The 14,143-nt window shown below is 28.3% G+C and carries 14 protein-coding genes; 11 read left to right on the top strand and 3 right to left on the bottom strand.

What is annotated here, in order from left to right; translation table 11 throughout:
- Positions 1 to 5: 5 nt before the first annotated feature.
- From Q0617_RS13890 to Q0617_RS13840, 11 genes are all read left to right on the top strand, one after another.
- Complete coding sequence (locus Q0617_RS13890; RefSeq protein WP_298754096.1) at positions 6 to 986, top strand: SPOR domain-containing protein; 981 nt, start codon at positions 6 to 8, stop codon at positions 984 to 986.
- A gap of 15 nt (positions 987 to 1,001) precedes the next feature.
- Positions 1,002 to 2,411 carry an anthranilate synthase component I family protein gene (locus Q0617_RS13885; protein ID WP_298754094.1) on the top strand — a complete coding sequence of 470 codons (1,410 nt, stop codon included), beginning with the start codon at positions 1,002 to 1,004 and terminating at the stop codon, positions 2,409 to 2,411.
- 78 nt (positions 2,412 to 2,489) lie between these two features.
- The gene (locus Q0617_RS13880) at positions 2,490 to 3,272 is read left to right on the top strand and encodes a pyridoxine 5'-phosphate synthase (protein WP_298754092.1); all 783 of its coding nucleotides are present in this window, start codon (positions 2,490 to 2,492) and stop codon (positions 3,270 to 3,272) included.
- 4 nt (positions 3,273 to 3,276) lie between these two features.
- Positions 3,277 to 4,188: a 4-hydroxythreonine-4-phosphate dehydrogenase gene (gene pdxA / locus Q0617_RS13875; RefSeq protein WP_298754090.1), complete on the top strand. Its 912-nt coding sequence runs from the start codon at positions 3,277 to 3,279 to the stop codon at positions 4,186 to 4,188.
- Positions 4,189 to 4,190: 2 nt separating this feature from the next.
- Positions 4,191 to 5,258 carry an ATP-binding protein gene (locus Q0617_RS13870; protein WP_298754088.1) on the top strand — a complete coding sequence of 356 codons (1,068 nt, stop codon included), beginning with the start codon at positions 4,191 to 4,193 and terminating at the stop codon, positions 5,256 to 5,258.
- A 66-nt stretch (positions 5,259 to 5,324) separates the two neighbouring features.
- Entirely contained in the window at positions 5,325 to 6,032 is a 708-nt protein-coding gene (gene pyrH / locus Q0617_RS13865; RefSeq protein WP_298754086.1) for a UMP kinase, read from the top strand.
- A 13-nt stretch (positions 6,033 to 6,045) separates the two neighbouring features.
- Positions 6,046 to 6,258, top strand: coding sequence for a DNA-directed RNA polymerase subunit omega (locus tag Q0617_RS13860; RefSeq protein ID WP_298754084.1), 213 nt, complete (start codon positions 6,046 to 6,048; stop codon positions 6,256 to 6,258).
- A gap of 5 nt (positions 6,259 to 6,263) precedes the next feature.
- Entirely contained in the window at positions 6,264 to 8,405 is a 2,142-nt protein-coding gene (locus Q0617_RS13855; protein WP_298754082.1) for a RelA/SpoT family protein, read from the top strand.
- 52 nt (positions 8,406 to 8,457) lie between these two features.
- Positions 8,458 to 9,666, top strand: coding sequence for a tyrosine--tRNA ligase (gene tyrS, locus Q0617_RS13850; RefSeq protein WP_298754080.1), 1,209 nt, complete (start codon positions 8,458 to 8,460; stop codon positions 9,664 to 9,666).
- 10 nt (positions 9,667 to 9,676) lie between these two features.
- Positions 9,677 to 10,753 (top strand): nitronate monooxygenase, encoded by a 1,077-nt coding sequence (locus Q0617_RS13845; RefSeq protein ID WP_298754079.1) that lies wholly within the window; start codon positions 9,677 to 9,679, stop codon positions 10,751 to 10,753.
- Between the two features lie 91 nt (positions 10,754 to 10,844).
- A complete protein-coding gene (locus Q0617_RS13840; protein WP_298754078.1) occupies positions 10,845 to 12,107 on the top strand; it encodes an N-acetylmuramoyl-L-alanine amidase in 1,263 nt (420 codons plus the stop codon).
- On the opposite strand, the gene Q0617_RS13835 is transcribed toward Q0617_RS13840, so the two are convergent.
- From Q0617_RS13835 to pth, 3 genes are read right to left on the bottom strand one after another with little or no spacing between them, the layout of a single operon-like run.
- Positions 12,058 to 12,513 carry an NUDIX domain-containing protein gene (locus tag Q0617_RS13835; protein WP_298754076.1) on the bottom strand — a complete coding sequence of 152 codons (456 nt, stop codon included), beginning with the start codon at positions 12,511 to 12,513 and terminating at the stop codon, positions 12,058 to 12,060. The two genes, Q0617_RS13840 and Q0617_RS13835, sit on opposite strands and share 50 nt — an antisense overlap.
- Positions 12,513 to 13,583 carry an LptF/LptG family permease gene (locus tag Q0617_RS13830; protein WP_298754074.1) on the bottom strand — a complete coding sequence of 357 codons (1,071 nt, stop codon included), beginning with the start codon at positions 13,581 to 13,583 and terminating at the stop codon, positions 12,513 to 12,515. Before Q0617_RS13830 ends, Q0617_RS13835 begins: the two co-directional genes overlap by 1 nt.
- Complete coding sequence (gene pth / locus Q0617_RS13825; protein ID WP_298754072.1) at positions 13,584 to 14,135, bottom strand: aminoacyl-tRNA hydrolase; 552 nt, start codon at positions 14,133 to 14,135, stop codon at positions 13,584 to 13,586. It abuts the gene before it with no gap.
- Positions 14,136 to 14,143 lie beyond the last annotated feature (8 nt).

The following is a 14,143-nucleotide window of genomic DNA, read 5'->3' as shown; positions in this document are numbered from 1 at the left end:
TTATTATGGAAATAAAAGGCGAAGATTTTATAAAAAATGTTCAAATAAAAAGAGAACAAACAGAATTGGAAGAGAGATTAATGGAACTTGAATCACAAGCTAGAAATGTAAACTCTACATCTAGCAACCCATATGAGCAAAATAATCCTTACGCAAGTAATGATAATTTTACTTATGAAGAAGAAGTTAATAAAACAGAATCTGAATTGGATGATATTCTTTTAGGAGCAAATAACTCTTCACAAAATAAAGATAATAAGAAAAAATATATTATCTTAGGATTGGTTCTTGCTGTTTTATTTTTAATTACAATTATAATCTTTCGTCTTTTAGATAATGAATCTAAAATAGATGACTCATTAGCAGAGAATAAAGAGACTATTCCTCAAGATAAACAATTAGGTGATAATATTGAGCAACAGTACCAAAAAATAGTAAATGAAAAACTAAAAAGTATTGAAGCTTTAAATAAAAAAACAGAAGAAGAGAAAAAAGAGATTAGTGAAGCTATGGACTTAACTAATATTCAAAAAGAAGAAAAAAAGGTTGTAGTACCAGAAGCTTCACCTAAAGATATTCAAAAAGCTCAAGAACTAAAAAAAGATATTTTTAATGTAGAAGAAGAAAAAGTTGAAAAACCAAAACCAGTAGTTGTAAAAACAACTCCAAAACCTACACCTAAACCAGTTGTTAAACAAGAAGTAAAAAAACCAGTTACTAATACTGGTTTTAAAAGTGCAAGTACAAGTAAACCTAGTGGAACATTTATTCAAGTGGGTGCATTTTCAAAAAGTATTGATAAAGAGTATATGGACAACTTAAGAAATAGCAGACTTAACTATCAACTTTATAAAGTAGATGTAAAAGGAACTACATTTACAAAAGTATTAGTAGGTCCTTATAACACTAGAAATGATGCCCTAAAAAATATTAATAGTGTAAAAGCTAAATTGAATATCAAAAGTGCTTTTATTTTAAAATTATAAAAAAGGTTCTAATATATGCAAATTTTTTCTAAGGAACTTTTTTTAGATCAATTTACACCCGTATCAATTTATAAAAAAGTAAAAGAAATCTATAAAGATGAAATTACTTTTTTATTTGAAAGTACTATAAACTCTAGCGATGGAAACTACTCTTATATCATAATTGGTGCACGTGAGAGAGTATGGCACGAAGGCTCAAAAACATTTTTTAGAAATGAACTAAATGAAGTAAAAGAAGTTGATTCAAACCCTTTAAAGTTTTTAAAAGAGTATTACAAACAGTTCGATAAAGAGTTCTATAAAGAGAAATCTTTAGAGTTAGGAATTGGCCTAATTGATGGTTTTATTGGAAATGTTGGTTATGACATTGGAAAAGAGTTTGAGCCTGTATTAAAGCCATATATGGATAACTTAGAAGATGAATTAAATATCCCTGATTTGGACTTAATACGTCCTAAAATTATTTTAGGATTTTCACATAAAACTTCTAAACTAGTACTTCTTACATCCATATCAGAGTGTAAAGATGATTTAGACCTTATTGAAAAAGAACTTTTCACACCTTATGATTTTTTACCTCTAAAAAAAGCCGAGCTTTTAGATGAAGGAAAATTCAATTATACAAAAGAGCAATTTTTTGAAATGGTAGAAAAATCAAAAGAGATGGTAAGAAGTGGAGATGTTTTTCAAATACTTATGTCAAATAGATTTACACAAAAAGCAATTGTGGATCATTTGAGTTTTTATAGAGCATTAAGAAGTAAAAATCCAAGTCCATATCTTTATTTACTACAATTTGAAGACTTTTCTATTGCAGGAAGCTCGCCAGAAGTTATGGTTAGACTTATCGATGGACATATTCTTTTACGTCCAATAGCAGGTACTAGAAAAAGAGGAAAAACCATCGATAAAGACTTAGAGATGGAAAAAGAGCTTATTTCTGACCCAAAAGAGAGAGCTGAACATATTATGTTAATTGATTTAGGTAGAAATGATGTGGGAAGATGTGCAAAACCGGGAACTGTAAAAGTTACTGATTTAATGAGAATAGAGAGATACTCTCATGTTATGCATATAGTTTCAGATGTAGAAGCAATTATTGATGAGAAGTATGATATGTTTGACCTTTTTGCAGCCACTTTTACAGCAGGAACTATGACAGGAGCTCCAAAAATTAGAGCTATGGAATTAATCGCAAAGTTTGAAGGAATAAAAAGAAACTTCTACTCTGGAAGTATTGCATATTTTGGTTTTGATGGAAATATGGATAGTGCAATTACAATTAGAACTACAATGCTAACTGATGATAAAGTGATATTCCAAGCAGGTGCAGGAGTTGTTGCAGATTCTGTTCCTGAACTTGAATACCTTGAAGTACAGAATAAATTAGCTGCAAATATTGCAACACTAAAAGATTTAGCATAAAACATTAAAAGATTTATCTTAATTAATATTGGATATGATGTTGTTTTAAAATAACAACCAATATTAAAAGGATAAACTTTGCTACTTGGCGTAAATATAGACCACATTGCCGTTTTAAGAGAAGCTAGAAAAATAAATGACCCCAATCCCCTTGATTCACTTGGCATTTGTAAATTAGCAGGTGCAGATCAAATTACAATTCATCTAAGAGAAGATAGACGTCACATACATGATGATGACGCAAAAAATATTATTAAACTTTCAACTCTACCTGTAAACTTAGAGTGTTCAATCAATGAAAAAATCATAGAAATAGCATGTAAATTTAAACCAGCTCGAGTTACTCTTGTTCCTGAAAATAGAGAAGAAGTTACAACAGAAGGTGGCTTAGATTTAAAATCTAATTTTGAAAAAATTAAAAGTGCTGTTAATAAACTACATGAAAATGAGATTGAAGTTTCACTTTTTATAGATCCAACTAAAGATATGATAGAACTATCAGAGCAACTTCAAGTTGAGTGGGTAGAACTTCATACTGGAACATTTGCAAATATTTACGCGATGCTTCATGGGAATCTAATCAATACACACCACAGTATAAAAGAGTTAGAATTACCACGTGAAGAGTTAAAAAAACTTTTAACAAAATCAAGAAAAGAGATAAAAAAGTCTGCTCTTTTAGCAGATGATTTAAATATAAAAGTAGCTGCTGGTCATGGACTAAATTATCAAAACGTTACTATGATATCAAGAATAAAACAAATACGAGAATTGAATATTGGACAAAGTATAATTGCAAGATCTGTATTTACAGGCCTTAAAGATGCAATTATTGATATGAAAAATCTAATTAAGGACTAATATAATGAAAATTGCAATATCTATTGGAGACCTAAATGGTGTTGGTTTACAAATAGCCCTTGAAGCCCACGAGAAAATCAAAAAACTCTGTACTCCAATTTATTGTATAAATAAAGATTTGTTAAAAGATGGTGCAAAACTATTAAATCTAGATGTTCCTGAAGACTTTGAGATTGAAAAAGTAAAAGGTAAATTTACTATAAAACCAGGTACTGTTACAAAAGATGCAGGAGCTTACTCTTTTGACTCTTTTACAACAGCCATAAAACTAGCTTCAAAGAAAAAAGTGGATGCAATAGTAACCCTACCTATAAATAAAGAGTCATGGAATAAGGCTGATTTACATTATAAAGGTCACACAGAAGTTCTAAGAGACTATTTTGGAAAAGATGCAATTATGATGCTTGGATGTTCTAAAATGTTTGTAGCTTTATACACTGAACATATAGCATTTAGAAAAGTTGCAAAAAGAATCGAAGAAGAGAAAATAACAAAATTTCTACTTGACTTTTATAGAAATGTAAAACAGACAAATATTGCAGTTCTTGGGCTTAATCCCCACGCAAGTGATAATGGAGTTTTAGGAGATGAAGAAGTTGAGATTGTAAAAGCCATAAAAAATGCAAATAAAGAACTTGGCAAAAATATTTTTAAAGGTCCATTAGTACCTGATACTGCCTTTTCTCCAATGAATAGAAAAAGATATAAACACTACGTATGTATGTATCATGACCAAGGATTAATACCACTAAAAGCACTATATTTTGAAGAGAGTATTAATGTAAGTTTAAATATTCCAATTATTAGAACATCAGTTGACCATGGAACTGCATTTGACATAGCTTATAAAAACTCAAAAGTATCTTTAAAAAGCTACATTAATGCAGTAAAAGAAGCTATTAATTTAAGTAAATAATAATGAAAACCTTAGACTCTTGTTATGAACTTGAATTTAATAAAATAAACTTTCAAGAGAGAAAAAATAAAATAACACATCCTAAAACAATAGTTTGTGGACCTCCAAAAACAGGAAAAAGTTACCTAATATATGACTATTTATCTAACTTTGAAAGTGAAGATTATCTCTATATTAATTTGGATGATTTTAGAAATCAAAAAGAAGAAATAATTATTTTTTTAGATGACTTTATAAAAGAAAAGAAGATAAAAGTTTTAGTTTTAGAAAACTTTGATTTTGATTTTGAAATTCCTATTATGCAAAGTGTTTTAATTACTACAACAAATTATAAAAAACTTTTTGGATTTAAAACTATATTTGTACATGGCTTAGATTTTGAAGAGTTTTTATTACATGATAATAAACACCAAAATACAATTGCCTCTTTTAATCATTTTTTTAAATATGGCAATTTACCTGAAATGATAGCAATAGATGAAAACAAAAAATTTAATAGATTACAAGAAATTATTAAACTCTTTTGTAAAGATAAAACTGAGATTGAAGTTTTGAAACTCTTATTTTCATCAATAGATGAAAATAAATCTATCAATCAACTTTTTACCATACTTAAAAAAAGCATAAAAATTTCAAAGGATAGATTTTATGAACTTTGTAAATTTTATGAATCAAATCAATTAATATTTTTTTTAAAAAAATTTAACCATGAAAAATCAACAAAAAAAATATATGCCTACAATCACTCCTTTTTAAGCTCAATTTCTCATAATAAAAAGTTTAAAAATGAGTTTACAAATATGATTTTTTTACATCTTCAAAAAGAGTATAAAAATATATACTACCTAGATAAAGTTGACTTTTTTATTGAAGATAATAAAAGTCTAGTTTTATCAATTGCTTTTTTTAATACCATGCTTCATGGTGCAATTATTAAAAAAATTCATAATATTATTGATGAGTTAAATATTACACAAGTTTATATAATAACTGCTGGAAATAGTGATGTTTTAAGCTACAAAAAAATAGAAATAAATATTTTACCCTTTTATGAATGGGCTGTTCAATAATTCGTTTAAATGAGTATTTAGTTTAATTTAGATAAAATCCAAAAATTATATTAAGGAAACATACCTATGAAAAAAAGAGTACTTGTTAAGTTTTCTGGAGAAGCTTTAGCTGGTAGTGATGGATATGGTATTGATACAAAGATACTTGATTACATTGCAGATGAAATAAAAGAGTTGATTGATAACGGTATAGAAGTTGGTATTGTTATTGGTGGGGGAAACATTATTAGAGGTGTTACAGCCGCTGCTGATGGTGTTATTAAAAGAACTAGTGCAGACTATATGGGTATGTTAGCAACTGTAGTGAACGGTATTGCTATGCAAGAAGCATTAGAGCATAAAGGTTTAAATGCAAGATTACAAACTGCTATTAAAATGGAACAAATTGCTGAACCATTTATTGTAAGACGAGCAAAAAGACATTTAGAAAAAGGAAGAGTAGTTATTTTCAGTGCAGGTACTGGAAATCCATTTTTCACAACTGATACAGCAGCAACACTTAGAGCTACAGAGATTGGCGCATCTATGCTAATTAAAGCAACTAAAGTTGATGGTGTTTATGATAAAGATCCAAATAAATATGATGATGCACTAAAATTAGATACAATATCATATGATAGAGCATTAGAAGATTCAATAAAAGTTATGGATGATACTGCAATTGCTCTTGCAAAAGACAATAAACTCCCAATAGTTGTTGCAGATATGTACACAAAAGGTAATTTACTTAAAATCATAAATGGTGATTTAAGTCAATGTTCAATAGTAAAATAAATAAAGGAATAGTATGAGATTAGAAGAGAGATTATCACAAGCATTAAAAAGAGTAAACAATGATAGATATATCCTTTCATTAGCAGTTGGTCAAAGAGCTGATGAATTAAGTAAAGGTGCAAAACCACTTTTAGAAAAAAATACACAACATATGAAATATACAGATATTGCAATTGACGAAATTGGTCAAGGACTATTAGTTATTGAAGGTTTAGTAAATAAATAATTAATATGGACCCATATATTAATAAAATTCAGCGTATAAACACTATTAAAAGTGCTTATGCTGAGTTAAACTCTCAAATTGAAATAACCCCCAAATTAAAAGACATTGTTAATTTTACAATTCAAGCCCATGAAGGTCAATATAGAAAAAGTGGTGAACCTTATGCGGTACATCCTCTTTTAGTAGCTTGTATAACTGCCCACTTTTCAGCAGAAGAGACTATTGTTGCAGCTGCCCTACTTCATGATGTTGTAGAAGATACAAAATATGACTTAGAGTTTGTAAAAGAAAAATGGGGCGAAGATATTGCCCATGTTGTTGATGGACTTACTAAAATTGATGAGATAAGAGAGCATGAGTTACTACCATCAAGCTCAGACAAGAAACTTATAACCTCTGCACTATCTTTTAGAAAAATGCTAATTGCCTCAATTGATGATCCTAGAGTTTTAGTTGTTAAACTTTGTGATAGACTTCACAACATGCTTACCCTTTCTGCTTTACCTGAAAATAAACAGTTTAGAATTGCTGAAGAGACTTTAGTTGTTTATGTTCCTATTGCCCATAGACTTGGTATTTCAACTATTAAAAATGAGCTTGAAGATTTAGGTTTTTTTTATATATACCCAGAAGAGTATAAAAAAATCGATGATTTTATGAAAGAGCATCAACAAACTATTCAAGTAAGTTTCAATCAATTTATTTCATCAACAAAAATTCTTTTAGAAAAAAATGGTTATGATGATAGCAAAATTAAAATATATACAAGGGTTAAACACTACTACTCAATCTATATGAAGATGCAAAGAAAAGGTGTAACTATAGATGAAGTCTTAGACTTGATGGCTATTAGAATTCTTGTTGATAAAGAGATTGATTGTTATAAAGTCTTAGGACATATACATTTAGAGTATAAACCTTTAATCTCAAGATTTAAAGATTATGTGGCAACACCTAAAGAGAATGGCTATCAAACTATTCACTCAACAGTTTTTTATAACTCTAAGATTCATGAAGTTCAAATTAGAACATATGATATGCATAAAGTTGCAGAGTTTGGAATTGCAGCACATTGGAAGTATAAAAGTGGGGCAAAACACTCTCCAAATCTAAATTGGCTAAAGGCCTTAGAATACTCAAATGAAAACATAGAAGAGTTTTATAGTGAAGCTAAAGAAAACCTATATTCAGAAGATATGGTAATCTATTCTCCAAGAGGTGATACTTTTACTCTTCCTAGAAATGCAACTGCTTACGATTATGCTTATATGATTCACACTGATGTTGGAAACAGAGCAATTGATTGTTTTATAAATAAGGTTCGAAAGCCACTTCTAACAGAACTTCAAAGTAGTGATATAGTCTCAATCAATACTACAGACCACAATATTCCAAGATGTTCTTGGATTGATATGGTTAGAACAAATAGAGCAAAAAAACAGATTAAAATATTATGTACACAAAGAGAAAAAGAGATAAATGAGTACAGTGGTAAAAATATTTTAAATACAATTTTTATAAAATATAAACCAAATATTGTGGATATATATAAAGTTGAACATCTCCATAGAGTTCCTTTATTATTAGATTTTTTAAAACATACAAAAAGATTAGTTGAAAAAAAAATACAAGAAAATATGAACTTTGTTGCAAGGTTTAAAATGCCTACAACAAAGCTAAAAGAGTATAAATTTGAAAATATTCTTTTTTATTCAAACACTTCAATTAGTTCAATCTCTTTTGAACACTGCTGTCATCCAAAATTTGGAGATGATATTGTTGCATTTAAAGAGGGAAATAAAGCTATAATTCACCACAAAATGTGTGATAAAGCCTACAAAAAAATAAAAACTGAAAAAGAGATGCTTTTTTGTAAATGGATAGAAAATAAACTCTACCAATATAAAATGGTTGTTAGTTTACCAAATACAAAAGGTGAGTTAGCAAAACTATTAACTTATATGAGTCAATATGAAGGCTATATATTATCTGTTAGTTATGGTAGAGAATCACATAGTTATATTCAATATTGTGATATAGAATTTGAAATAAATAAGAAAAATAGAGATGAAGTTCGTAAATTAATAGAACAAAAAGTAAAGGTTATAGAGTTTTTTTCAAAAAAAGATGCATATAACAAAAACTAAATTTTTATTTAATAAATAAAAAGTATAATAAACGATTATTTAAAGAGGGATTATGGAAAACAAAATAAAAGAAGCACTATTAGAAATTCAAAGAGGAAGCTTTGAAATAATAGATATTGAATCAATTGAAAAATTATTAAAAAATTATTATGAAAAAGGTGAAAATTTCTATGTGAAAGCTGGATTTGATCCAACTGCTCCAGATTTACATCTTGGACATACGGTTCTTCTTCAAAAACTATCAGTTTTCCAAAAATTTGGAGGAATTGTTCAATTCTTAATTGGTGATTTTACAGCAAGTATTGGTGATCCAACTGGTAAAAGTGAAACAAGAAAAATATTATCAAAGAGCCAAGTTTTAGAAAATGCTCAAAGTTATAAAAATCAAGTATTTAAAATCTTAGATGAGAGTAAAACTGAAGTGGTATTTAATTCAAATTGGCTAAATGACTTAGGGGCTGCAGGAATTATTGCCTTGGCTTCAAATTTAACAGTAGCTAGAATGTTAGAGCGAGATGATTTTTCTAAAAGATATGCTTCAAATACTCCTATTGCAGTAAGTGAATTTACATACCCCTTACTTCAAGGTTATGATTCTGTTCATCTAAAGTCTGATATAGAACTTGGTGGAACAGACCAAAAGTTCAACTTACTTATGGGTAGAACCTTACAAAAAGCGTATAATACAGGAAAACAACAAGCTGTTTTAATGATGCCAATTTTGGAAGGGCTTGATGGAGTTCAAAAGATGTCAAAATCCTTAAACAATTATATTGGTGTAACTGATGAAGCTAATAATATGTTTGGAAAAGTATTATCTATATCAGATGAACTTATGTGGAGATATTTTGAACTTTTATCGTCTAAATCATTAAAAGAGATAGAAGAGTTAAAAACAGGTGTACAAGATGGAACTATTCATCCAAAAGTTGTAAAAGACTCTTTAGCTATTGAGATTGTTGATAGATTTCATGGAATGGGAGAGGGTTTAAAAGCTCAAGAAGAGTTTAAAAAAGTTTTTGCAAAAAAAGATATCCCTACAGATATAGAAGAGTTTGAATTAAGTGATAACACTTGGGTTTGCCAAGCATTAGTTGATTCAAAATTAGTTAATTCAACTTCACAAGCTAGACGAGATGTTAAAGCAGGTGCTGTTAAAATTAATCAAGAAAAAGTAAGCGATGACAAACTAAATTTATCAAAGGGTGAATATATTTTACAAAAAGGTAAAAAAAGTTTCGCTAAGATAATAATAAAATAAAGGGCTAATTTTGAAAATAGGAAAATATGAAATAAAACATCCAATTATACAAGGTGGTATGGGTGTTGGTATAAGCTGGGATAAATTAGCAGGAACCGTAAGTTTAGAGGGAGGACTTGGAGTAATATCAGCAGTAGGAACTGGATATTATAAAGAAAACAAAGACCTATCTATTAAAATGAGAAGAGAAAAACCTGTAGATGTAATGAACTTCTACAATAAAGATGCCCTTAAAAAAATCATTGACAATGCAAGAAAAATCTGTGGTGATGCACCACTTGCTTGTAATATATTATATGCGTGTAATGACTATGGAAGAATAGTTGAAGATGCATGTGAAGCGGGTATAGACATCATCATTACAGGTGCTGGTATTCCAACAAATATGCCAGAATTTACAAAAAATTATCCAGATGTTGCACTTATACCTATTGTATCAAGTGCAAGAGCCTTAAAACTTATCTGTAAAAAATGGAAAAGATATAATAAACTTCCAGATGCAGTAATAGTAGAAGGTCCATTAAGTGGTGGACATCAAGGTTTCTCTTATGAACAATGTTTCCAAGAAGAGTTCCAATTAGAAAATATTGTGCCTCCTGTTATTGAAGAAGCTAAAAACTGGGGAAATCCTCCAATTATAGCAGCAGGTGGAATTTGGGATAAAAATGACATTGATAAATATTTAAATATGGGCTGTGCTGGGGTTCAAATGGCAACTAGATTTATAGGAACTTTTGAATGTGATGCTGATGTTAATATGAAAAATGTTTTAATTCAAGCTAAATCTGAAGATATAAAACTTATGAAATCTCCTGTTGGACTTCCTGCACGTGGTGTTCAAACAAACTTACAAAAATCTATGCTAGAAGGTACTGCTCCAAAAGTAGTATGTATTTCAAACTGTGTGGCTCCATGTCATAGAGGAGTTGAAGCAAAAGCTGTTGGATACTGTATTGCAGATAGACTAGGTGCTGCTTATCAAGGTGATGTAGAGACTGGATTATTTTTTACAGGTTCAAATGGATATAAAATTGATAAAATAATTACTGTTCATGAACTTATGGAAAAATTGATAAAAGGGGAATAAAATTTTAATCAAATTTATTCTTCTAATTCTCTTATCATATAATTTATTTGCTACATCTTCTGAATTAACTACAAAATTTAATTCAGCTAAGATGAACTATTTAAGAGCTGTATTAAATAGTGACCAAAAAAATGAAAAAATACATTTACAAGACTTAGTCAAAATTGGGAAAAAACTCAATAAAAATACAACAACATATGAAAAAGAACTGGAAAAACTAGCTTCAAATAATCAACCAATTCAAAAAATCGATAAAGTTCAAAAAATAGACAAAATCAAAAAAATTGAGCCTTTAAAAAAAGAACCAGAATATAAAAATTCTACATATAACATTGACAATGTTTTTGTAAAAGACAATCAAATTATTATTGATTTTAAACATTATCTTAAAAAAGATTATATTAAATTTATAGAAGAAAAAAGAGGAAATAAATATTTAGATATTTTTGATTTTAATGGTAGATTTAAAGATGCATCTCCTACTGTACTTAAAATGAATGGTGTAGATAGAATTAAAATTTTTCAATACAAATATAGAAAACTAAGAATAGAATTAATACATAGAAAAAATCTAAAAACAATATATATTATAGGTAAAAAAAGAATAATAATAAAAGTTCTTGATATAAAAGAGAGTAAATCAAATGTTACTGCAGTAAAAACTTTATTAAATAAAAATAAAGTTATTGTTATTGATTCAGGACATGGAGGAAAAGATTCAGGTGCAGTTGGAGATAAAAAGAGATATGAAAAAAATACTGTTTTTGCGGTAAGTAAGTATTTATACAATGACTTGAAAAAAAGAGGTTATAGAGTTTACCTTACAAGAAATAAAGATAGATTTATTCAAGTAAAAAATAGAACAGTTTTAGCCAATAGAAAAAAAGCAGATATTTTTATTTCCATACATGCAAATGCAGCACCTAAATCTGTAAGAGCAAAAGCAAGAGGTATTGAAACTTACTTTTTAAGTCCTGCTAGAAGTGCTAGGGCAAAAAGAGTTGCAGCCTTAGAAAATAGTTCAGATATGAATGCAATGAGTAATAACTCTCAAAATACATTTTTAACAATCTTAAATCAAAGTAAAATTACTTCTAGTCAAAAGTTAGGTATTGATGTACAACAACACCTCTTATATAGTGCAAGAAAGAAATATAAAGATGTAGTTGATGGTGGAGTTAGAGAAGGTCCATTTTGGGTTCTAGTGGGAGCTCAAATGCCCTCAATTCTTATAGAAATTGGTTACATTACTCATAAAGAAGAGGGAAGAAGACTTTTTGTAAAAAGCTATCAAAAAACCTTGGCTAAAGGTATTGCTGATGGAATTGATGCTTATTTTGCAAAAAATCAGTAATATTATCTATTAGTTTTATCTGTTTAGTTCTAATATTTGGTAATTTAAAGATAGAAAAAAACTTCACTTTTGAGTTTTCCCAAGATAAATTATTATCTAAAAGTCTATCTTCTAAAAAATAATGGTCTAAATCTGCTACTTTATTCGCATTTATTAGCCAAATCCCAATATCTTTTTCTAAATTAACTTGATCAAAATACTCTTCAAAATCTGAAATTTCAACTTTAATATTGCTCTCTTCAAAAAACTCTCTTTTTGCGCACTCATGTGCAGTTTCATTACTACACTTCACGCCCTTGAGACAGCCCCATTTATTAAAACTCTTTACAGACTTACATAATAATATTTTTATATCATTATCTTCAATCTTGTACAAACACACACCATAAGCATACTTTTTTGCCATTATTTATAACCTATTTTTTTGTTTATTAAAATGTACGTAATAATATACCATAAAATAATTGGTAATAAAATAGAAAACTCTGGATTTAATACACCTGAAGATGAAAATTTATGTAGCATAAAAAATATCCCCCATATAACTAAAGTTGAAGCAATAGATAAAGAGGTAAATTTTCCTATATTAAAAAATCTACTATTAAATGATGTATATGAAAATATTAAAATTATCAAAGGTATAAAATATAAAGGGGCAACAATTTCATAGTATAGGGAAGCCCTTATTTTATCAGTATTAACATCTTGGTCATTTAAAAGTACCAATGCTGATATTGCATCTACTATTGAAAAAGATGATGTTGATTCATAAACATTATCTAAAATTTTAGGTTTAAAGCCCTCAAGGGTATATAAAAATTTTTCATAATGTATCTCAACTTTAGAACTGTTCCAATCTATATTTTTTGGTTTTTTAGTAATTTTTGCATCTATTACATACCATTTGTTATTTTGAAAGTATGCTTTTTTTGCAACAATCCCCTCTTCTATATCTTCACCTACAACTTTATAAATATGTATATCTTCAGCATATTTTTGAAGAGGATATAACTTCTTAAAGTAGACAAAATAATCATTATATTTAACAAAAATATCACTCTTTGAATTTGTAAAGTATGTCCCTTTTAAAATCTTTGAAGTGTAATCATATGAATAAGCAAGAGGTGTAGTTTGAAGTCCAATTAGTAAAATAACTAATACCATAGATACTCTAACTACAGGCATAAAAATTTGTCTATGTCCAACCCCTAGAGATAAAGATGCAACCATTTCATTTGTTTTAACCATTATTACAATTGTAATAATCCAACCAAAAACTAAAGATAAAGGTAAGGTAAGTGTAAGTGTAAAAAAACTGTTATACAGCATGTATAATAGTTGAAGGTTTGCTGAATTTGGAAGTTCATCATAATTTTGCAAGAAGTCAATTCCCACAAAAAATATCTCTAAAGATATTAAAACTATGACAAAATTTCTAATAAATTTTTGTAGTAAATATTTTGTTATTATTCTCATTTATTTCATTGTAAATTTGGATTTTACTTCATCTATTGAATCAGTTTTCAGTGATTCTATAGCTTTGATAGTATGAGAGATTATACCTTCTAGTTTATTTAATTCTTCTTTTGAAAAGTCTGATAATACATAATTAGCAACATCCTCTTTAGATTGAGGTTTTCCAATTCCTATTCGAACACGTATATACATATTTCCAATATGAGAATCTATTGATCTTAAGCCGTTATGTCCACCATGTCCACCACCTATTTTAAACTTAACAGTTCCAAAAGGTAAATCTAAATCATCATGGATTACAATGATATCATCAAGACATAATTTATAGTACTCTTTTATTGCATGAACTGATAGTCCAGAGTTATTCATATAGGTTATTGGTTTTACAAGAAGATCATTTGATGATTTTAAAACATCTGCATTGAAGTTTGATTTGTTTATATTTGAAGTTGTAAGGTTTTTAGCTATCTCATCGATAACTAAAAAACCTACATTGTGGCGATTGTTTTCATATTTAGTCCCTGGATTACCAAGTCCTACTATTAAAAACATATTTTTTT

This window comes from uncultured Arcobacter sp. (genome assembly GCF_937982575.1).
Lineage (GTDB): Bacteria > Campylobacterota > Campylobacteria > Campylobacterales > Arcobacteraceae > Arcobacter.
Note: the sequence above shows the minus strand (reverse complement) of the source record. Positions and strands in the feature narration are given on the sequence as shown.